This is a genomic window from Streptococcus sp. F2, from assembly GCF_056500955.1.
On the sequence record NZ_JBWKAI010000031.1, the window covers coordinates 1 to 21942 of the forward strand.

General features: G+C 38.7%; 22 protein-coding genes and 1 pseudogene. 1 reads left to right on the plus strand and 22 read right to left on the minus strand.

The window, feature by feature from the left end; translation table 11 throughout:
* From ACYTR8_RS08775 to pyrR, 19 genes and pseudogenes are all read right to left on the minus strand, one after another.
* Nucleotides 1-144 (minus strand): annotated as a pseudogene (locus tag ACYTR8_RS08775) (ISAs1 family transposase); the annotation flags it as partial.
* A 181-nt stretch (nucleotides 145-325) separates the two neighbouring features.
* Entirely contained in the window at nucleotides 326-1318 is a 993-nt protein-coding gene (locus ACYTR8_RS08780) for an NAD(P)/FAD-dependent oxidoreductase (protein ID WP_143934905.1), read from the minus strand.
* On the minus strand, nucleotides 1318-2049 hold the full coding sequence (gene trmD, locus ACYTR8_RS08785) for a tRNA (guanosine(37)-N1)-methyltransferase TrmD (RefSeq protein WP_111716135.1): 732 nt from the start codon (nucleotides 2047-2049) through the stop codon (nucleotides 1318-1320). The genes ACYTR8_RS08780 and trmD overlap by 1 nt, the downstream gene beginning before the upstream one ends.
* On the minus strand, nucleotides 2039-2557 hold the full coding sequence (gene rimM, locus ACYTR8_RS08790) for a ribosome maturation factor RimM (RefSeq protein WP_111716133.1): 519 nt from the start codon (nucleotides 2555-2557) through the stop codon (nucleotides 2039-2041). Before rimM ends, trmD begins: the two co-directional genes overlap by 11 nt.
* Nucleotides 2558-2925: 368 nt before the next feature.
* On the minus strand, nucleotides 2926-3393 hold the full coding sequence (locus ACYTR8_RS08795) for an Ig-like domain-containing protein (RefSeq protein ID WP_479642020.1): 468 nt from the start codon (nucleotides 3391-3393) through the stop codon (nucleotides 2926-2928).
* A complete protein-coding gene (locus ACYTR8_RS08800) occupies nucleotides 3344-4147 on the minus strand; it encodes a hypothetical protein (protein WP_479642021.1) in 804 nt (267 codons plus the stop codon). Before ACYTR8_RS08800 ends, ACYTR8_RS08795 begins: the two co-directional genes overlap by 50 nt.
* Nucleotides 4148-4197: 50 nt before the next feature.
* Entirely contained in the window at nucleotides 4198-4353 is a 156-nt protein-coding gene (locus ACYTR8_RS08805; protein WP_231872014.1) for a hypothetical protein, read from the minus strand.
* 266 nt (nucleotides 4354-4619) lie between these two features.
* On the minus strand, nucleotides 4620-4859 hold the full coding sequence (locus tag ACYTR8_RS08810) for a KH domain-containing protein (protein ID WP_003050244.1): 240 nt from the start codon (nucleotides 4857-4859) through the stop codon (nucleotides 4620-4622).
* A 9-nt stretch (nucleotides 4860-4868) separates the two neighbouring features.
* Nucleotides 4869-5141, minus strand: a complete 273-nt coding sequence (rpsP, locus tag ACYTR8_RS08815; protein WP_003056242.1) for a 30S ribosomal protein S16 — start codon at nucleotides 5139-5141, stop codon at nucleotides 4869-4871.
* Nucleotides 5142-5267: 126 nt separating this feature from the next.
* Entirely contained in the window at nucleotides 5268-7010 is a 1743-nt protein-coding gene (locus ACYTR8_RS08820; RefSeq protein ID WP_479642022.1) for a glycerophosphoryl diester phosphodiesterase membrane domain-containing protein, read from the minus strand.
* A gap of 74 nt (nucleotides 7011-7084) precedes the next feature.
* On the minus strand, nucleotides 7085-7702 hold the full coding sequence (locus ACYTR8_RS08825; RefSeq protein WP_111716128.1) for a TVP38/TMEM64 family protein: 618 nt from the start codon (nucleotides 7700-7702) through the stop codon (nucleotides 7085-7087).
* Nucleotides 7695-8915 (minus strand): ABC transporter permease, encoded by a 1221-nt coding sequence (locus ACYTR8_RS08830; RefSeq protein WP_479642023.1) that lies wholly within the window; start codon nucleotides 8913-8915, stop codon nucleotides 7695-7697. Before ACYTR8_RS08830 ends, ACYTR8_RS08825 begins: the two co-directional genes overlap by 8 nt.
* Before the next feature lie 11 nt (nucleotides 8916-8926).
* Nucleotides 8927-9613, minus strand: a complete 687-nt coding sequence (locus ACYTR8_RS08835; RefSeq protein WP_111717919.1) for an ABC transporter ATP-binding protein — start codon at nucleotides 9611-9613, stop codon at nucleotides 8927-8929.
* 23 nt (nucleotides 9614-9636) lie between these two features.
* On the minus strand, nucleotides 9637-10899 hold the full coding sequence (locus ACYTR8_RS08840) for an efflux RND transporter periplasmic adaptor subunit (protein WP_138125341.1): 1263 nt from the start codon (nucleotides 10897-10899) through the stop codon (nucleotides 9637-9639).
* Nucleotides 10900-11120: 221 nt separating this feature from the next.
* Nucleotides 11121-14297 carry a carbamoyl-phosphate synthase large subunit gene (carB, locus tag ACYTR8_RS08845; RefSeq protein ID WP_479642024.1) on the minus strand — a complete coding sequence of 1059 codons (3177 nt, stop codon included), beginning with the start codon at nucleotides 14295-14297 and terminating at the stop codon, nucleotides 11121-11123.
* A gap of 251 nt (nucleotides 14298-14548) precedes the next feature.
* Entirely contained in the window at nucleotides 14549-15640 is a 1092-nt protein-coding gene (locus ACYTR8_RS08850; protein ID WP_012766822.1) for a carbamoyl phosphate synthase small subunit, read from the minus strand.
* A gap of 34 nt (nucleotides 15641-15674) precedes the next feature.
* Nucleotides 15675-16607, minus strand: coding sequence for an aspartate carbamoyltransferase catalytic subunit (locus tag ACYTR8_RS08855; protein ID WP_154412799.1), 933 nt, complete (start codon nucleotides 16605-16607; stop codon nucleotides 15675-15677).
* 60 nt (nucleotides 16608-16667) lie between these two features.
* Nucleotides 16668-17927: a uracil-xanthine permease family protein gene (locus ACYTR8_RS08860; protein WP_111716115.1), complete on the minus strand. Its 1260-nt coding sequence runs from the start codon at nucleotides 17925-17927 to the stop codon at nucleotides 16668-16670.
* A gap of 15 nt (nucleotides 17928-17942) precedes the next feature.
* Nucleotides 17943-18464 (minus strand): bifunctional pyr operon transcriptional regulator/uracil phosphoribosyltransferase PyrR, encoded by a 522-nt coding sequence (gene pyrR, locus ACYTR8_RS08865; protein WP_003050221.1) that lies wholly within the window; start codon nucleotides 18462-18464, stop codon nucleotides 17943-17945.
* Nucleotides 18465-18742: 278 nt separating this feature from the next.
* Between pyrR and ACYTR8_RS08870 the strand changes: the two genes are divergently transcribed.
* On the plus strand, nucleotides 18743-19357 hold the full coding sequence (locus tag ACYTR8_RS08870) for a TVP38/TMEM64 family protein (RefSeq protein WP_479642025.1): 615 nt from the start codon (nucleotides 18743-18745) through the stop codon (nucleotides 19355-19357).
* 126 nt (nucleotides 19358-19483) lie between these two features.
* Here ACYTR8_RS08870 and ACYTR8_RS08875 read toward each other — a convergent pair whose 3' ends face one another.
* Genes ACYTR8_RS08875 through ACYTR8_RS08885 form a run of 3 tightly spaced genes read right to left on the minus strand, consistent with a single transcriptional unit; the run spans nucleotide 19484 to nucleotide 21736 of the window.
* Nucleotides 19484-20377, minus strand: a complete 894-nt coding sequence (locus ACYTR8_RS08875; RefSeq protein WP_154412795.1) for an RluA family pseudouridine synthase — start codon at nucleotides 20375-20377, stop codon at nucleotides 19484-19486.
* On the minus strand, nucleotides 20367-20825 hold the full coding sequence (gene lspA / locus ACYTR8_RS08880; RefSeq protein WP_111716107.1) for a signal peptidase II: 459 nt from the start codon (nucleotides 20823-20825) through the stop codon (nucleotides 20367-20369). Before lspA ends, ACYTR8_RS08875 begins: the two co-directional genes overlap by 11 nt.
* Nucleotides 20822-21736 carry a LysR family transcriptional regulator gene (locus ACYTR8_RS08885; protein ID WP_479642026.1) on the minus strand — a complete coding sequence of 305 codons (915 nt, stop codon included), beginning with the start codon at nucleotides 21734-21736 and terminating at the stop codon, nucleotides 20822-20824. The genes lspA and ACYTR8_RS08885 overlap by 4 nt, the downstream gene beginning before the upstream one ends.
* Between the last annotated feature and the right edge of the window lie 206 nt (nucleotides 21737-21942).

A 21942-nucleotide genomic window follows, 5' to 3' on the forward strand; every position in this document is an offset into this window, starting at 1 on the left:
CATCTCCTTCCAGGTTTCAATGCCAGCTAACTGACAAACGAAGACAAGAAATAGAATGGTTGATAAGGGGTAGCGAATTTTCCAAGATTGACGACTATCCAATTCACCGGCGCAATTATCAATAGCAGTAATAAAATCAATCATCGTAGTCACCTCATCTATAGTGTACTACTTTGATTGATTTTGTCATTATGAATCTAGTTTTCTGAAAACAAAAGTTTCTTCATGCGTTTGGCGTGGACAAAAGTGGCTCCACTCCTTAGAACAAGTAACAATCTAATAAGTGAACGTTCCTCTCTAACGATGAGATTGTACCCCTAACTCTTTAGTCAATTAAAGATGTTGAATGCACCACACGGTTATCTCGATCTGGATAAATATAGTTAATGGCTTGATTAACGGCTGTTGGTGCCTCACCAAATCCAGTAGCGATTAAATCAACTTTCCCATCATAAGCTGCCGCATCCCCAATAGCAAAAATACCTTCTTGACTGGTTTGGAAAAGCGGAGTGACATTGATACTGGAGCGTTTGTAGTCGAGATTCCAATTTTTCAAATTTTTATTAGAGGTTGAAAAACCAAAACTCACAATGATACTATCCACATCAAGCTCCATTGTCTCTTCTTCTTTAACCTTTTGAATGACTAGCTTTTCAGCTAGGTTTCCAATGCCTTTCAATGCTTTTGGCACATAAGGTGTTAAGAGGTTGACCGTTGATGCTTTCAACAATTCCACACTGTGTTCGTGTGCTCTAAATGCATCGCGGCGGTGCACAACTGTAACACTTTCAGCAATGTTTTCTAAAGCCAAAGCCCAATCTACAGCCGAATCCCCCCCACCACAAATCACAACTTTTTGGCCTGCAAATTGTTCCAACTGATGGACATTATAAAACAGGTTATGGTCAGCAAAATCTTCTTCCCCTTCTAACCCTAATGTCCGTGGTGCAAAAGCGCCATTTCCACAAGCAATGATAATCGCTTTTGAAAAGTGCTCTGCCTTATTAGTGGTAATCGAAAAACCACCTTCAACCTTCTCAAAAGACAAGACTTCTTCTTTTAAACAAATTGTTGTACGATCTTCAAAACGACTCAACTGCTTAAGCAAATTCTCTGTTAATTCTGCTCCTGTCAAAGCGGGGTAGGCTGGAATATCATAAATCATTTTTTCTGGGTAAAGAATGGCGGGTTGACCACCTAGTTCTGATAAACTTTCAATGATTTTCACCCTCATACCTCGGAGCCCTGCATAAAAAGCGGTAAATAAACCTACTGGACCACCACCAATGATGGTTATATCATATTCTCTTTCTTCCATTAGTCTTCTCCTTGAATCAATTCTGCTTTTATCTTAGCTAATAAGTTGCTCTCTTCCTCAGAAAACTCGTACCGCTCTAGCAAATCTGGCCTTCTCAAATAGGTTTTTCTGAGACTTTCTTCTAAACGCCACAATCGAATACGTTCATGGTGCCCACTCATCAAAACATCTGGCACCGTCATCCCTCGGTAGTCATAAGGCCTAGTGTATTGAGGGTATTCTAAAAGTCCTGATGAGAAGGAATCGTCCTGATGACTACTTTCCTTACCAATCACATTTGGAATTAGCCGAACAGTTGCATCCACCATCGTCATGGCTGCCAATTCCCCACCAGTTAGGACAAAATCTCCCAACGATATTTCATCTGTGACTAAGGTTTTAATGCGCTCATCGTAGCCCTCATAATGACCACAAATAAAAATTAACTCTTCCTCAAGAGCTAATTCTTCAGCATAAGCCTGAGTAAAGGGTTTTCCAGCAGGATCCAAGAGGATAACCCGCGGTTTTTGAGCTTGGATGTGTTCAATGGTGTCAAAAATTGGTTGTGCCCTCAAGAGCATGCCTTGCCCACCACCATAGGGTTCGTCATCAACATGTCGAGCTTTTTCAGCGTAATCTCGAAAGTTATGGTAGTGAATGTCAAGTAATCCTTTTTCTTTTGCCTTGCCTACAATGGAATGCTCTAGAGGGGCAAACATTTCAGGAAAAAGGGTTAAAATATCAATCTTCATCGTCTAAACCTTCCATCAATTCAACATCCACGCGCTTGTTAGGAACATCTACGTTAAGAACTACTGGGGGAATATATGGTAATAACAAGTCTCGTTTTCCTTGACGCTTCACTACCCAAACATCATTAGCACCTGGCTGCAAGATTTCCTTAATATGTCCAATAAGGACATCCTTTTCATAAACAGCCATGCCAATAATCTGATGGTAATAAAATTCTCCTTCTTGTAAATCCCCTTGATTGTCTTTTGAGACCTTTAAAGTGTATCCCTTGTACTTTTCAATAGCATTAATATGATACATGTCTTTAAATTTGATGATATCAAAGTTTTTTTGCTTTCTATGACTAACAATCGTGACCTCTTGAACAAACTGGTCTTTGTCATCAAACAAAGCCAATTGTGATCCCTTCTTAAAGCGCTCCTCAGCAAAATCGCTGACCGATAATACACGCATTTCTCCTTGTAGTCCTTGGGTATTGACAATCTTCCCAACGTTAAAATATTCCATACTAACTCCTCAATCGTTCGCTCGTTATCTCATCCCACCTGGGTGGTTTATCATGGTTTCATAGGATCCCATAAAAGGAAATACGGTTAAAACCAAATCATTTACTATTTTAACACGTTATAACCTATTTTGCACTTCTGGTTCACAACTTTCTCCCTTCTCTTTCAAAGGAAAGAAAAGGTATCAACTAGGTCATAGGTCATTTCTCATTTCTAAACGTGGCTAGTGGTAGAAAATTTTTACATCTCCCAGGTAGCTTGATTCATTTGTCGTATAAAATAGAGGCGTTAACATACATAAAACCCCTTTTGAATACTATCGTTCAAAAGAGGTTTTGATTAAGAAATAGTTTTAGGAGAGATAGAGGGTTATGGCTTCATTTTTGCCTTTGTCAAGGTAAGCATGCCTGCAATTCCTAAGATAACAAGACCAATCAAGCTAACTAAAGTAACTCCTTTATCACCTGCTTTAGGAAGGGGTTTACCTTCTTGTTTTACAGGTGCTGCTGCTTTTTTGGTATCCATACCTTTAGCCTTATCCTTTTGTTTTGAAGCGTCTGTTTTGTCTGACTGCTCAGGCATTGGCTTCTCATCAGCTTTCTTAATTTGACTAGTTTTCAAGTAGGCGCTGATGACATTTCCTGGTGTCACAGTATTCATTTTAATACCATTAACCAGGTAATTGTAGAACATACCATCCATCAACTGATTAACAAAAGTTGCTTTCCCTTTTGCATCAGTTGTCATCTCAGCAACTGTTTGACCAGCAAGGCCATTTCCACCTGAATCACGAACAGTAATCGTCAATGGTTTTTTTCGTATATTCTGGTGCCACACTTCCTTTTCCTTCAGCATAAAAGGCTGCTTCTTTTAGCTGTCCATTTTGGTCTGTTCTAACAGTATATCCTTGTGATTTACCATCAACTGTCACACTAATATTACGTGATAATGGTAATTGTTCAAATAGAATTTGGCCTTTTGCATTTGTCTTTGCAGCTTTAAGAGGAAGTGGTTTCCCATCTGTAATATCAGATAGAGCAACTTCTTTTCCTTCAAGAACCTTACCTTCTTTGTCTAAAATAGTTACAAGAAAGTTAAAACCTGTTGCTTTTGATTGTTCTGTTGCCTGTTCTTTGCTTGTATCAAGAGCCACATTAACTGGCATACCTGGAACGGTTTCGCTCATTTTTTTGCCATCCACAAAGATAGCATAAAACGTACCATCCATTAGGCCTTTAGTAAAACGAGCTAGCCCATCTTTACCTGTTGTTACTGTTTCAACAAGATTACCTGAGCTATCTTTTAAGGTCACTGCTTTGTCAGCAATTGCTTCAGCGTCTTGATTACGCACGTAAACATCTAAAGGTGTTTTAGTATAGTCAGGAGTGCCTTGTCCTACACCTTGAGCAGTAAAACTAGCTGCTAATTGACTATTGGCTTGGCTAGTACGAACAGAATAACCTTTAGCCACACCATCAACTGAAACGCTAAGGCTTCTATTAATCGGTAATTGACTAAATAAAGCTTGACCTTTGGCATCTGTAACAACAGTTTGAACAACCTTGTTCGAAGCATCCGTTGTATCAGTCAACACAACAGACTTGCCTAATAAGGTTTGACCTTTACTATCAACAACTGTTGCTAAAAATTAGAATGTTCCTGCGGGAGCTTCCAGTGCAGTAGAATGAACAGGGTCTCAGCTTGAACAGTTGATGTCATAGCAGCATTCGCCAAAGCCAAGCTTGATAGCGCTGTTACCGTCATTAGGCTTATAACGCGTTTATGAGTTTTAATCATTAGATTTCCTTTTATGTCTTGTTCAGTAAATGATTACCTCACAAGTTTTGATTAGTGTCCCCATAGGGCTAAACTAGTCATAGCACCATTTACTTAATCAGTCAAGTTTTTTATAAAATCAAATTTTTTAATGTTTGATAAACTACATGTAGCTAAAAACAAGATAATAACTAAGCCTTTTCATCAAACAATCAATTTGAGAGCAACAAAAAAGTCTGCTAACCAGAGTTAACAGACATCTGTTCTATTTTATTCTTAATGAGATACTACTTCTCATCAATAACTAAACGAACTTTTTTCCCTGCAGTTGGAACCGAATAGACAATCGATCTTATCGCTGTAATAGTACGACCTTTTTTTCCGATAACACGACCGATGTCTTGAGCATCCAAGTCAAGATGATACTCTAAAAAGTCAGGAGTATCTTCAATTTTAATGGTAAGATTATCTGGTTGTGAAATCAAAGGTTTCACAATAGCGATAATAAGATTTTCAATGGTATCCATAGGCTTTTATTATTTAGAGAATTTTTGGTCGTGGAATTTAGCCATAACACCAGCTTTTGACAAGATGTTACGAACTGTATCAGAAGGTTGTGCACCTTTAGCCAACCACTCAAGAACGCGGTCTTCTTTTACAGTGATTTGGTTTTCAGCTACAAGTGGGTTATATGTTCCAACTGTTTCGATGAAACGACCATCACGTGGTGCACGTGAATCTGCAACGTTAATACGGTAGAAAGGTTTTTTCTTAGAACCCATACGAGTTAAACGAATTTTAACTGCCATTGTTATCATATCTCTTTTCTTTTTAATAGTTCTGTCAAGAAATACAGCCTTGCTCATTTCTTACATGGACTAGTATATCGTAGTTTTTTTATACTGTCAAGTTTTTTTCTTGACAGTTTTTAAAATCTAGTAGAGGCTGCTAATAATTCTGATTAACCGATCAAAATAGGACGTATCTTTCCTCAAATCCTTAGCTAAATATCTGGTTAAACCTGGCTTATCTGTGATAATTCCTTGAATAGGTTTGAGCAAATAATGTTCTATCCGACTAGAATCATTGATGGTCCAAACATAGACTTCTTTGTTCTTCCAAAAAGCTTGTGTCGACAAATAAGAACGGTATGAAAAATCTTCAATCACATAAAAATCAACCGTTTCATCTCCAAAAAGGCCAAATTGAATAGGGATAACATACCCAGCTGTAATAGAAGGATCTTTCTTTTTGATAGCTTCCATAACTTTCAAGTTAAGTGACATGACCTTATTTTCTTTACTAATGCCGAGACGATGGTATTCTTCTAGGAAAAGGTCGACATAATTGTTAGGCTCAGATCCTGTTGGTTTTAATTCAATCAAGAGAGGCATCTTTAAGTTCTTAGCTCTTTTGTAAAACGTTTCAAAAGAAACAAAATGACTCGAAAATTTGCCCTGCTGAATACGTAACTGTTCCACTTCTGCTAAGGTTAGATGACGAATATCTTCATCAAGACCTGCTAATCGTTTCAAGTGATTATCATGCGACACAACAAAGCGATTGTCTTTAGTTAAGATCAAATCTAGCTCAACATAGTCACTTTTTGCTTTTTTAGCACCTTCTAGAGCCTCTAAAGAATTTTCCACACCTGCTGAAACAAGACCACGATGAGCGATAACAGCTTTTGGCGTTGGAGTTTGAAAGAAAGCTAACCTTTCCAATGACTGATAAGCAAATCCTAAAGTCAACAGCACAAATAAGAAGGCGTAGCCTTTGGTTCGTTTGGTTAATTTTTTAGGATGATACCATTCTTTTTGAGGTGCAATATCTTCTTTTAAAATAATAGCAGAACAAAGCTTCAAGAAAATCGTCGCAAAAAAGATTAATTCCCAGATAATCGTTAAGGAAATGGTTTGTATGATCACCTGATTACCACTAGGATTAAAGAAATACACTAGGGCTAAAACAATCGAAATAACAGTTGATGAAAACAAAAAGGTGACCGCACTGACAGCTAGTAGACGAATCACTAAAGAAAACTGATACCTCTTAGTTCTTTGCCAACTTTCTATCATAGCCTCTTTTACTGTTCGATGCTTAATGGCTAACAAGGGTAAAAAATAAATCAAGCGTAAATTAAGATAAAACAAAAAGGCAAAGGCGGCATACAACAAATATTTAGTTGTTGCTGTTTTCGACAATTCTCCTACGATAAATTCTGGAATATAAAGTTTTTCAGTGATGACTGAAGATAGCCCTAGGTGCAAGACTGGGATAGTCAGCAAGACATAGCCTACAAAAAGAATTAATTGATAACCGGAGAATGTCCTCCAAATGCGCTTCAAATAATAAGAAAATCGCTTTTTAATACCTCTAATGCTAATCTCTTGATCTGCTATAATCCGATAAAGCGCAAAAAATTCAAGATGGATAAAGGCAGCAAATAACAATAGATACAAAAATAACAAAGCCAGTGCCAGAGGATTTTTCAAAAAAGTAAAAAAATTGTCTTTATCTAAATGGTATTGTCCAGTTACCCCCAGTATAATATAGAAAAACTCGGATAATACAAAGTTAGCCATGGTTACAAATAATAACTGAAAGACACTGGCCTTTAATAACCAAGAGAATCTGATTTTTGACATGGTCAATAGTAAATCAGACAAGAGTTTCATGGATTAATCTCCTTTTGTTTAAACAATAAGCATATCACTCAAAAACTCCTAGTTGAACGAAGTTCAGCTAGGAATTAAGAAGTCATTAAAAGACGCCTTATGACCTCTCCACCATAAATCCAAAAATAACTAAATGTAATAATGGAAATTGGTCTGCAGATAAGGATGATTATCAGGAATTGACGGTAACTCATGCGACTTAATCCCGTGATCATAATTAATGCATCTGCTGGTGCAAGAGGGGAAAGCATATTTAGGACAAAAAAGACTTCAAACGTTTTTGACGATAATTTTTTCTCGTAAAAGTCTAATTGTTCTTCCGTTAGAAAAAGTAAAATAAAGGGTTTTCCATACTTTCTAACCAGTTTAAATAATAGTGATGAACCAATACAAATCCCTGTGACATTGAGTAAAAATCCTAATACAGGTCCAAAAGCGAGAAAACCGACGACTGTGGTAACCCCACCAGGAATGATAGGAATTACCACTTGGATAATTTGTAGGGCGAAAAAACCAATCGAACCAATCACTACATGATCTTTGATGGTATGCGCTAAGGCATTGGGGTTGTTAAGAATATCGAGTTGTCTCACAAGATAGACAACCAAGGCTGTAGAAAACAGAATTGATAAGATACCTAGCCCTTTTAAATATTTTTTTAAAAGAGCATGCGAGCTACCAAATCTATTCATAACGCAGAGCCTCAATTGGGTCCAATTTACTTGCCTTGTTTGCAGGTAACATTCCAAAGACGATACCAATAGATGCTGAGAAGAGGATCGCAATTAAAGCAATATTAAATGATACTGATGCTCCTTTGAGGTTCAACGCACTTCCCAAGGCCCCTACACCAATTTGAGCTAGAAGCAAACCAAGTAGGCCTCCGATAACGGTCAGTACAATTGATTCAATCAGAAATTGAGCAAGGATTTTTAAACGGGTTGCTCCCAAAGCTTTTCGTAGGCCAATTTCTCGGGTACGCTCCGTTACAGAAACCAGCATAATATTCATAACACCAATACCACCAACCAATAAGGAGATTCCTGCAATAGAACCTATAACAGTTGTCATTACTCCAAATTGAGTATTAATTTCATTGACGAGCTTGCTATTATCTGGGACAGCATACTCCCCATCTTTCACATGTGATAGTTGTGTTAACATTTGTGCTGCTTCTTGTCCCAAAGTTAAGCTACGGCGAATATCACGCACATGGACATAAATAGATCCAATTTCTTTGACATTGAATTCAGATGCCACTTGAGTATTAGCCATGACAGCACCACCAACTAAGCCTCCCATAGAAACCGAACTTTGAGGGGTCTTATAAACTCCAATAACTAGGTAATCTTTACTACCAAGACTGACAACTTTGTTTAGGGCATCTTTATAGTTACCTTTTCCAAACAACTCATCTGATAAGACCGTATCTAATAAAATGATACGTGAAAAATTACGATAATCAGCTGCCTTAAGGGTGCGACCAGCGACAATATCATAATCCTTGACCTTAAAGTAATCTTGACTAACACCTGTAATGGCGGCATTTTCCATTTTCTTTTTTTCATAAGAAATGGTTGATGAGGTGTTATTGGTAAAGTAATAAGCGTCAACACCATCAATGTCTCTCACAATTTGCTCCAACCATTCAGCCTTAACTTCTTGATCATTTTCATGAGAATAGAAAGCAGCGTAAGGATCTTCGTCTTCACCCTTTTCTTTATAATAAAGCTGAATTTCTTTTTGATTGTTTGAGAAGGTATCTGTCACACTTTTTTTCATGGCATTTCCAAGCCCCATAATAATGACGACAGCTGATACCCCGATAATAATCCCTAACATGGTTAGGATTGAGCGCATTTTATGCCCCCAGATTGAACTAAGAGCGAATTTCCAATTTTCCATTAATCCTCCTCCTAGTCAATTCTGACACTTTCAGTGGTGTCAGTGGTAATCTCACCATCTCGGATAATGATTTTACGGGTTGCAAAATCAGCAATTTCAGGTTCATGGGTAACCATAATAATGGTTTTTCCTTCTTGATTTAATTCTGTTAACAGTTCCATGATTTGTTGACCTGTTTTGGTATCAAGCGCACCTGTTGGCTCATCTGCCAAAATAATAGATGGATTATTCACTAATGCACGAGCGATAGCTACTCTTTGTTTTTGTCCACCTGATAATTCTGAAGGTAGATGTTTCATACGCATGCCAAGTTCTACTTTTTCTAAAAATTTTTTGGCACGTTCGCGACGTTTTGACACACTAACCCCCGCATAAATCAGAGGGAGTTCAACGTTTTGGAGAGCATTCAGTTTTGCTAAGAGAAAGAATTGTTGGAAAACAAAGCCAATTTCTTCGTTTCGAACTTGAGCCAGTTTTCTATCGCTAAGAACCTCAACTTCTGTTCCATTTAGGACATAGTCTCCCGAAGTTGCCCGGTCCAATAGACCAATAATGTTCATTAAGGTGGATTTTCCTGAGCCAGATGGTCCCATTATGGCTAGAAACTCTCCTTCATAGACAGTTAAGTTGATGTTTTTTAAAACCTTAAGGTCTTGTTCACCATTTCGATAACTCTTAACAATATTTGTTAATCGCATTAATTCTTTTTTGTCATCTGGCACTACTTATTCACCCCGGATTCTTTGTTTTTTTCTTTAGAATCTTTTGATGTCTTGGTGTCTGCTGAAATAACGTCTTCTAGCTTTTTCCCTTCTTTGATTTGCTTATCTGGGTTAGCAATAACGATATCTCCAACTTTCAAGCCCTGATTAATCTCTTGTTTTTCAGCGTCTGCGTTGCCAAGAGTTACCTCAACTTTTTTGGCTTTGCCTGTGCTATCATCATAAACCCAAACATAATGTTTTTTATCTTTAGTGATAACTGCTGTCAGAGGAACTAGGGCATGTTTTGCTTCGTTAACAACCTCAACAGAGACTGTAAAACCTTGTTTCAACTGATTCAATGGACTTGTAATATCAATTTTGTAATCGTAAGCGGCACTCGTTGATCCCCCTGTGGAACCTGATCCAGCACCTCCGCTGTTTGCGTTAGCATCTGCAGGGTAATTCGAGATGTAAGAAATTTTTCCAGTCCATTCTTGGTCTGAATAGACTTTAGATTTAATTTTTACTGGTTGACCAACTTTGATATTGGCTAAATCATATTCCGTCAAGGTCCCTTTAACTTGAAGTTGCCCTTCAGTCGCTACGTGGACCAAAGTTTGACTATTTTTAGAAGAAGGATCGATGTCATTATTAACTTCTACAACAGTACCTGAGACACCACTAACAATCACAGTGTCATTTAAGGCTACTTGAGCTTTATTAACTTCGGATTGGGCATCTGCATAGGCATCATTTAAATCTTGCAACTGTTGAGTATAGCTAGCATTTTGTTGAGCTGATGGCTGTACAGTTGTTGTGGTTTCTTCACCTGTTTCTTCATCCTTGCTTGTTTCTGTTGTAGCAGCGGGAACGCCATAAGTTTTCAAATGGTTAATTTGGCGACCAATCTTATTAAGACTTCTAACAGCTGCATCATAAGCTGCTTGTTGAGTTGTGGTGCTGTATTGGACTAGCTGTTGACCCTGAGTTACTTGATCCCCAACTTTCACCGTTACCGTCGCATCCGCACCTTTACTGGCATCAAAATAAATGTATTCTTCTGAAAGAGCTTTAACAGTACCTGATAGCAAGGTCGAGGAAGCAATACTACCTTCAGTCACATTAACCGCTGAATAAGGTTCTTTCATCGCATCAGTAGACACGGCATCCTGCTGCTGCTTCCATAAAATTCCCCCAATGAGCACTACAGCCAGCGCTGTGGCACCTGCGATAATCCCCTTAGTTTTCTTTGACATCTTAGTCTTTCCTTTTTTAGACATTTCTGTCCTCCCCTTTTGTACTATTTTTATAAGACAAGTATATGACCTTTTTCAATTATTGTCAAGAAATTCTTTATCTTCCTAACAAAAATCATGCTCAAATCAGTTGCCTTTTCTTCTATTATACTTGCTTTCAAGCATTTCTACCTTACACTTTTGTCACTTAGTTCTTAAAACAATAGAGAAAGCCCCTCTAAGAATACTTAAAAGGGGCTTGAGCCTTAAATGGCTTGTGTTCTAAAGGAACGGCTTTCTAAAACTGTTAACATCGCCTTAGCTGTGTCTAAAGCTGTAAACAGTGGAATTCCTTGTTCAATAGCTGAACGTCTAATGTGTTGACCATCTTTATCTGCTGTGCGCTTAGTGCCCACTGTATTAATAATAGCCTGAACCTGTCCACTTCGAACCAAGGATGGAATGTCATTTGCGGTATCGCCAATTTTAGCAACCACCTGTGATTCTAACCCTCGCTCCGCAAAATAAGCTGCTGTACCTTGAGTGGCAACAATGTGATAGCCAATCGCAAGGAAACGTTTCGCCAACTCCAATGCCTCTGCCTTGCTATCATCTGCTATGGTAAACACAATGTGACCATATTCTGGTAAATGAGAATAACTTGCTTCGAATGCTTTATACAAAGCTTTTTCGAGACTTGTATCTGATCCCATAACCTCCCCTGTTGATTTCATTTCAGGTCCCAAGAGACTATCTACCTGAGCTAGTTTAGTAAAAGAGAAAACCGGTGCTTTGATATGAACCAGCTGGCTCTCTGGATAAAGACCATCCCCATAGTCTAAATCCCTTAATTTTTGCCCTAAAATTAATTTTGTAGCTACTTGGGCCATTGGAATATTTGTGACTTTGGATAGGAAAGGTACGGTACGACTTGCGCGTGGATTGACTTCAATCACATACACCTGCTCGTCTTTAATAACAAATTGAATATTCATCATGCCAATACAGTTTAGTCCTATGGCTAAACGTCTGGTATAGTCTGTGATAGTTTCTTGTATCTGTTTGGATAATCCTTGCGGTGGGTAAACCGCCATTGAATCTCCCGAATGAACACCAGCTCTCTCAATGTGTTCCATAATTCCAGGAATTAATACCGACTCCCCATCTGAAATGGCATCTACTTCGCACTCTTTACCAACAATATAGGAGTCAATCAGAACTGGGTATTCTGGACTGGCTTTGACTGCCGTTTTCATATAACGTTGAAGATCTTCTGCATTTTCCACAATCTCCATAGCTCGACCACCAAGAACATATGACGGTCTGACTAAAACAGGGAAACCAATGTGACTAGCGGCAGCTAAGGCCTCTGCTTCATTGGTTGCTGTTTGACCTGGTGGTTGTGGAATGCCTAATGCTTTCAGCGTTTTTTCAAACTGATCTCGATTTTCTGCCCGATCCAAATCATCCACTTGAGTTCCTAAAATCGTCACACCCGCTTCGGAAAGAGCCTGTGCTAAATTAATAGCTGTTTGTCCACCAAACTGAACGACGACACCTTTAGGCTGCTCTAAATCAATCACATTCATGACATCTTCAAAGGTCAGTGGTTCAAAATACAACTTATCTGACACTGAAAAATCTGTAGAGACTGTTTCAGGATTCGAATTCATAATAATAGCTTCATAGCCTGCTTCTTGGATGGCTTTAACCGAATGCACTGTTGCATAGTCAAACTCAACCCCTTGACCAATACGAATGGGGCCAGAACCTAAGACAAGTACTGATTCTTTATCAGATAGTGTCGATTCATTTTGCCACTCGTAGGTTGAGTAAAAATAAGGTGTTTTAGCGTCAAACTCTGCTGCACAGGTGTCCACCATCTTATAGACAGGAACAATGCCATTGACCAATCTCAACTCCCTAACGTGAGTTTCGTCTACCTGCCACAGCTCTGCAATTTTAAGGTCTGAAAAGCCATAACGCTTAGCTTTTTTTAACTTATCGAGATCATCAGGAACTGCTTTCAATTCATGTTCTAGTTCAATGATATGAAGTAACTTATCCAAGAAAAAGAGATCTATTTTTGTCAAAGAGGCGAGTTCTTCAATAGTGTAACCACGACGCAAAGCTTCTGATAAATAAAACAAACGATCATCTTGAGCTTTCACAATTTTAGCCATTAACTGATCATCACTAACAGCAGTTAGTGTTGACATTTCATTATGATGGACCCCAATTTCCAAGGAACGACAAGCCTTTAACAATGACTCTTCAATGTTTCGTCCGATGGCCATGACTTCTCCAGTTGCTTTCATTTGTGTTCCCAGACGACGTTCACCCTGCTCAAATTTATCAAATGGAAAGCGTGGAATTTTAGCCACCACATAATCCAAAGCTGGCTCAAACATGGCATAGGTAGTCCCTGTCACTGGATTAATCATTTCGTCAAGCGTAAGTCCAACCGCAATCTTGGCCGCTAACTTGGCAATAGGGTAACCCGTCGCCTTTGAAGCTAAGGCGGAGCTACGTGACACGCGCGGATTAACCTCTATCACATAATAGTTGAAACTATGTGGATCTAGCGCCAATTGCACATTACATCCCCCTTCAATTTTAAGGGCTCGGATAATGTTTAGACTAGCATCGCGTAACATTTGATGCTCACTATCAGAAAGGGTTTGAGTTGGTGCAAAAACAATAGAATCTCCTGTATGAATACCAACAGGATCAAAATTTTCCATATTACAAACCACCAAAGCATTGTCAGTACTATCTCGCATCACTTCGTATTCAATTTCTTTGAAACCAGCAATTGACCGCTCGATTAGACATTGGGTGACAGGAGATAATTTTAGTCCGCTTTCAGCAATTTCTCGCAACTCATTCTCATTGGCACACATACCACCACCTGTACCACCTAAAGTAAAAGCCGGACGTACAATAACGGGGTAACCAATCGTTTGAGCAAAAGCAACTGCTTCTTCAACACTGGTGACAATCTCTGATTCCGGGATTGGCTGTTCCAATTCTTTCATCAGTTGTTTGAACTGGTCACGGTCTTCTGCTTGATCAATCGCAGATAATTTGGTTCCTAATAATTCAATCCCCAATTCGTCAAGGATACCAGCCTTAGATAATTGCATTGCCATGTTAAGCCCCGTCTGCCCTCCAAGGGTTGGCAATAGAGCATCTGGTCTTTCTTTTCTAAGAATACGACTAACAAATTCAATGGTTAAAGGTTCAATATAAACCTTATCTGCAATTTCTTTGTCTGTCATAATGGTAGCTGGATTTGAATTCACAAGAACGACCTGATAACCTTCTTCTTTTAGGGCCAAACAGGCTTGTGTTCCCGCATAATCAAATTCAGCAGCCTGACCAATAACAATGGGGCCAGAACCAATCACCATAATTTTATGAATATCTTTTCTTTTTGGCATACTTATTATTATGAAAGAGACTAGCGTAGAAGGACCTACAAAATCTTATTAGCTAAAGCCAATACTTGATTTTTTCACCCTCCCCCACACTAGTGCTCCTTTTTCCTCTCCTCTTTTTCGATTTGTCGCCTCACAGGACGACATTAAATAATCCAAGACAGCTTGGTCAGAAAGATTGAAATTGTCTTCCTTTCAAACAGCTAACTGATTTCTTTCCTTCAAAGAATCTTTTCTTTTGACCTTTGATGCTATTATTTTTTTGCTTGCTGTTTCAATTGCCAAGCATCAATCATATCTAAAAATTCATCGAATAAATAGCTAGCATCATGAGGACCAGGGGCAGCGTCAGGATGAAATTGGACGGAAAAGGCTGGATAGTCGCGATGTCTGACTCCTTCGACCGTTTTATCATTGATTTCCTCATGTGTCACCATAAGTGTTTCTGGTAAACTTTCGCGTTCTACAGCATAACCATGATTCTGACTAGTGAAATCCACTCTTCCCGTTGCAATTTCTCTAACCGCATGGTTAAAACCTCGATGACCAAAAGTCATTTTAAAAGTCTTTGCGCCATTTGCCAAGCTAAAGAGTTGATGACCCATACAAATACCAAAAATCGGAATCTTCCCTTGAACCCCTCGAATCATGTCTAAAGCTTCTGGTAACTGTTCAGGATTTCCAGGACCGTTAGACAACATTAAGCCATCGGGATTCAATTGAAGCACTTCTTCTGCCGTAATAGTAAATGGAACCACGGTGACGTTGCATTGTCTTTTTGATAACTCTCTTAAGATCGAATGTTTTAAGCCGAAATCAACCAAGACTATACTTTTCCCAACACCTGGTGCTGGATAGGCTGCTTTTGTTGAGACTTGCTCGATAGTGTTAGTTGGTAACACGGTTGCACGCAGTTGATCTTTTAAATGCTGGATAGTATCTCCATCATCTGCCATCGTAGCTTTCATGGTTCCGTGTTGTCGAATAATTTTAGTCAATGCCCTCGTATCAATTCCTGAAATACCTGGGATACCTTTTATTTTTAAAAAGTCATCTAGAGTCATTTGCTGGCGCCAATTACTTGCCAGCCGGCTAACTTCAGAAACAATAACCCCTTTACACGTTGGTGTAATCGATTCGTAGTCATCACGGTTAATGCCATAATTTCCAATCAGAGGGTAGGTAAAGGTTAACAGTTGACCATTATAGGACTGGTCAGTAATGGACTCTTGATAACCTGTCATCCCTGTGTTAAAAACAATTTCGCCAGTCACATCTTTATCTGCTCCAAAGGGTTCTCCCTCAAAAATAGTACCATCTTCCAAAATAAGTAATCGTTTTGCCATTCTTTACCTTCTCATACCCTTTCACTTTGACTAATCAGCAATGGCTTCTGCCATTAAGAATAGCCTCAATAATAGCCATACGTACAAAGACACCGTTCGTCATTTGAGAAATAATTCTTGCCTTCGGTGCTTCTACCAAACTATCTGCAATTTCCACATCACGGTTAACAGGAGCTGGATGCATAATAATAGCGGAGTCCTTTAAGGCATTGTAACGTTCTTGTGTCAGTCCAAACTGCTGATGGTAACTATCTTTTGAAAAACTTTGCTGACCATCGTGACGCTCATGTTGCACCCGAAGCAACATCAGGACATCTAACTCTTCAATAATGTGATCAATAGCAGTGTAAGTCCCGTAACTGTCAAATTCTTCTGAATACCATTCTTTGGGACCATAGAAATAAAGCTCTGCTCCTAGTCGTTTTAAAATCTGCATGTTTGATTTTGCGACACGCGAATGGGTCAAGTCCCCTGCAATCGCAATTTTTAACCCCTCAAATCGCCCAAACTCTTCGTAAATAGTTAGCAAGTCAAGCAGACACTGGCTTGGATGCTGTCCAGAACCATCTCCGCCATTAACAATTGAAGCTGTGATTGTTGGACTCTCCACTAAGGCCTTGTAATAATCATCTTCAGGATGACGAATCACACAAATATCTGTCCCTAGGGCACTCATGGTTAACACAGTATCATACAAGCTTTCTCCCTTATTAACAGCACTCGTGTCTGCATTAAAATCAAGAACGGTTAACCCAAGTTTTTTCTCAGCCACTTCAAATGATTTATGAGTTCTAGTAGAATTTTCAAAAAAGAGGTTGGCCACAAACTGATCTTGCAGTTTAGGTAGGACAACCTTTCCTGCTTTGTATTCTGAACCTCGGTTGATAAGTCCTAAAACTTCTTCATTGGTTAATGTTTCCATTGAAACTAAATTGGTAAGTGCAACACGGTTATTAACGACTGACATGTTTCTCCCCTTTATCACTAATGAATGACAACTAAATTAAGTAGTAGACAACTGGCTCTTTTATTTTTCAGGAAGTACCTGATATAGGATGATTCCAAGAAGTGTTGAGAAAGCGACACCTGAAATTTGAAGACCATTTACTTGAAGCATCAATCCTCCAATCCCAGAGACCAAAATAACACTAGCAATCAATAGATTTTTCTTATTATCCATATCAACTTTTGATTCAATCAAGATTTTCAAACCACTTGAAGCAATCACCCCAAACAAAGCAACAGAGATACCTCCGATTACTGGGGTTGGAATAGACTGAATTAAAGCAGATACTTTACCCACAAAGCTAAGGAGAGCTGCAATCACTGCGGCGCCCGCAATGACGTAGACTGAGAATATTTTATTTAAAGCCATAACACCAATATTTTCACCATAGGAAGTCACTGGCGGTGCGCCTAGAAAACCGGCAATCATTTGCGCAAATCCATCACCTGTAAGAGTCTTTTCGAGTCCTGGATCCTTGAAATAATCTCTTTTTGTCAAACTATTTAAGACCATAATGTGTCCAAAATGTTCTGTCATTGTAACAAAGGCAATCGGAGCCATGGTTAAAATGGCACTTGGATAGAATTTTACCCCGTAGGTAAAGAAAGGAATTTCCACTGATGGGATACTAAACCATTTAGCCTGAGCCACATTGGTAAAATCAACAATTTCTTGACCAGTGAGAATACCCACTAAAAGGGCTACAACATAACCAACTAATAGCCCCAATAAAATTGGTACAATAGCAACAATTCCCTTACCATAAATATTGAAAAAAATAACTGCTAATAAGGTGACTAACCCAATAACAAGATAAGTCAGATTATAGTTCCCATTTTTTAGCATGACATCATTAACAGCTGTAGAAGCTAGGCTTAGACCAATGACCATAACAATAGGACCAACCACAATCGGTGGTAAGATGTTATCAATCCAATCATTACCAATAGCTTTAACAATCAAAGCTACAATCAGGTAAACTAGACCTCCTGTCATAGCCCCTTGAGCCACAGCTCCAATACCATCTGTCTTCATCAACAGTTGCATTGCTGCAATATAGGCAAAACTTGATCCCATATATGCTGGAATTTTAAATTTGGTCACTGATAAGTGGGCAAGGGTTCCTAAACCACTAGATAACAAAGCAACTGATGGATCAATTCCAACTAGAATGGGAACCAGAACAGTCGCACCAAACATAGCAAATAAGTGCTGGAAAGACAGACCAATTAACATACCTGCCTTTGGAACTTCTTCTACATCATAAATGACATCTTTCACAGTAATACCTCTTTCTTATGTTGGGTCAACAATACTAACGCGATCACGGCCATCAACTTCGACAACCTCAACAATAATTTCTTCCACGCTGCTAGTCGGAATATTCTTTCCGACATAATCCGCACGAATCGGCAATTCCCGATGACCACGATCGACTAAAACAGCTAAACTAACACGGGCTGGTCTACCTAGACTCACTAAATTATCAATAGCCGCTCGAATGGTACGTCCTGTATAAAGCACATCGTCGACTAAAATCACATCCTTACCTGTAATATCAACAGGCATCAATGTTGTGTCTTCATCAACTTTCACATCATCTCGGAAAGGTTTGATATCTAATTCGCCAATAGGTAGTTCTAGTCCTTCGAGTTGACGTAATCTTTCTTGAATACGACGGGCTAAAAAAACACCTCGCGTTTTGATTCCTGCCAAAACCACATTGTCCAATTGTTTGTTGCGTTCGATAATCTCATAAGTAATACGGGTAATGGCGCGCTTCATGGTCACGTCATCGACAATTTCCTTAGATTTCATGTTGAAACCTCCTCTAAAAATTCAAATAAAAAAATCTCCTTGATAACAAGGAGATTCAACAAAATATGGCACAATTGGGTACAATGGTGCACTTTTTCAGATTGGTCTCCTTGACAGCCTCACTGGACTGTTTTAAAGGAATATTTTATTTTCATTAGTATAGCAAAAACCCAAGCTAAAGACAAGCCTTTTTTCAAAAAAATAAGTCTTAAGACCTATTTCGTTTGTATGAAAACAATAGTACAATAATGTCAAAGAAACGAAAGAGAGTCTTCCTTATGCCTTCTAAAACTCGGATCCTAACTCATAAGCAAACCATCCAAATCCTTACTGCCTTTGGAATTGCTTTATCCTTACTCTTTTTGGCTTATTTCCAGCAACATCCTAACTTCTTTGCTGTAGGAGGAACTTTTCAAGCTTACCTCGTTAAACTTGGGATTTTAGCTCCTTGTTTATTTATCCTTATTCAAATCGTTCAGGTTGTCTATCCTGTTATCCCTGGCGGTTTAACTTGTGTCTTAGGGCATGTGGTTTTCGGACCTTTCTTAGGCTTTATTTATAATACGGTTGGTATTTTTATCGGCTCTCTCATTAGCTTCATGCTTGCCAGAAAATATGTTGCACAATTTGCCAAAACCTTTGTTTCCGATGATACTTACAACAAGTACATTCCCTACCTAGACAAGGGTAAATACTTTGAACGCTTTCTGGCTGCTGCTTTTATTTTACCAGGATTTCCAGACGACTTCCTCTGCATGGTAGCTGGTTTAGGCAAGATGTCTCTTCGCAAATTCACCGCTATCTTCTTACTAGCGAAGCCTGTTACCCTTTATATCTACACTGTCCTCACCTATCAAGGATTCCAACTTGTTGGTCAGGTCTTACAGTCTTAGTTGATATCAGTTTTATTTCCTTAGAAATGTTTTCGACAGTTCTACCTTTTCACCCTGTTTTTATCATGACTAAAAGCAGGGTTTTTGAATGAAAAAATGAGGTTAGAACATGATGTTCTTCCTCATTTACTGTTTTTGTCTTAATTGCTGTAATGTTTTTTGGAAAATAGCAGGAGGTTCAACGGTAAATAACATATCCTTCCCTGTTAAAGGATGGGTCAGGCCCAACGTTTCGGCATGAAGAAATTGGCCGTGTCCTGACAAGGTTTTACGAGGGCCATATAAAGGGTCACCAGCAACAGGATGCCCAATATAAGCCATATGAACACGAATCTGATGGGTGCGACCAGTTTCAAGTTGTAATTCCACCAGACTATAATCTCCAAAGCGCTCTAGCACTGTAAAACGTGTCACGGCTTCCTTACCTTTTGCTGTAACTGCTTGTTTTTTACGGTCTTTTTCGCTACGACCTATAGGAGCTTCAATCATCCCACGATCATTCGGTAGGTTTCCATGAACAATGGCTAGGTATTTTCTGAGAGATTTTTTGTCTTTTAATTCTGCGGCCAAAGCTTGATGAGCTTCATCTGTTTTAGCTATCATTAATAGTCCCGAGGTATCCTTATCAATCCGATGGACAATTCCTGGACGCACCACACCATTGATTGAGGACAAATCCTTGATATGATACATCAAGGCATTAACCATTGTTCCTGAAGGGTGCCCCGCCGAGGGATGAACAACCATTCCTTGCGGTTTATTAATAATAGCTAAGGCTTCATCCTCATAGATAATGTCCAAGGGGATATCCTGAGCTTGGTACTCTAAGACTTCTTCTTTTGGCAATTCAAACTGAATCACATCGCCTGCCTGAACTGTATATTTTGCTTTTTTTTGCTGGCCATTCACTAAAACAAGGCCTTGCTTAATTTGATCATTGGCTTGGCCCCGTGACAAGGGGCTTAAGTCAGCCAAGGCCTTATCCAGACGCTGCCCCGACGTCAACACATTAATTTCCATAATCCTCTTCTTTCCATAAACACACTACTAATAAAATGACTCCAAAAGTGAGGTAAGCATCTGCCACATTGAAAATCGCAAAATCAATAATATCTAGATGCACCATATCAATCACATAGGACAGACGCAAACGATCAATAAAATTACCAATGCCACCTGAAATGATTAGTAAAAGGGCTAATTGTTTCCAGATTGTCAAGTGGCGGTGGGTCATCACATAGTAAATAGCGTAGCCAATCACCAAGATTGTCATTATAACAAAGAACCATTGTTGGTTTTGTAACATGGAAAAGGCAGCCCCATTATTCTGTAAGTAAGTCAAACTGACTATACCAGGTATAAAGGGTTTTATCTGTCCAAGTTCAATATGTGAAACTATCCAATATTTACTGAATTGATCCAGAGCAATAAGGAAGATTGAACTAAGTACAAAAAGTAACTTTTTCACAATAAAGCTTTCCTTCTTTCATCAAAATAATCTTTTAAAATAGTCACAAATGTGGCACCAGCAACTGAAAGGTTTTTATCTTTTCGTTTGACATAAATCATATGGTTGTCAATATGGTCAATCAAAGGAATCACTTTAATGCCATTCACACTACGATGATCAAGAAAACCTGATCCCGTCGCAAAGGCATCGGTTCTTTCTAAAATACCATTCAACGTTGCTCTGTCTGACACATTATAGATACGAGGACATTCACTAGTGTCCACAAAATTTTCAGAATAGTACAAGTACTCATCTTTTTCCTGAGTAAACCTTACCGCAGGTAATCCTTGAATATCTTTCAAATAAAGCGCCTCACGATTGGCTAATGGATGAGTCTTCGAAAGATAAATATGGGTTGTAAAAGGAATTAAAGAAACATATTCCAAACCCAACTTATCCATGCGTTGAAAAAGGCCTTTTTGATTGTCAGCGTTTAAATAAATAATACCTAACTCACTGTTTCCTTGTGCCACTTCATCCAAAATTTGAATTGTAGTGGATTCAAAAATTCGAAAAACACGATGCCCATCATACTGCTGAGAAAAAGCTGTAATCAGAGGAGGCAGAAAATCATAGTGTTGACTAGCGATCGAAAATTCATTTTGATCCAAATCAGCCTGCGAAAAGTTTTTTTCAAAAGCGTCAAAGCTTTTCACTACTTCCAAAGCTTTTTCATAAAAAACCAACCCTTGACTTGTCAGTACGGTACCAGAGGTGGTCCGATTAAAAATTTGAAATCCTAGTTCTGCTTCTAAGTCTTTAATAGACACTGATAGGCTAGGCTGACTGACAAATAATTTAGAGGCAGCTTCCCGAAAGGTGCCATTATTAGCAATAGCAACCACATAACGTAACTGTTGGATATTCATGACTTCCCTTTCTAAATCTAATACCCTTAATTATACCATAAAGCTTCTTATTCCAACATCTTCTCCTTAGTTTTTATCACGCCGTACGCATGAAAACTTTCTCTTCATCCTTTTGTGCCCGGACATCAATTTTGAAAAGATTCCTTTTTAAATCAATCATCTGCTTAGCCTCTTTCTCCAAATAATTGGGCTAAATAATCTTTCAA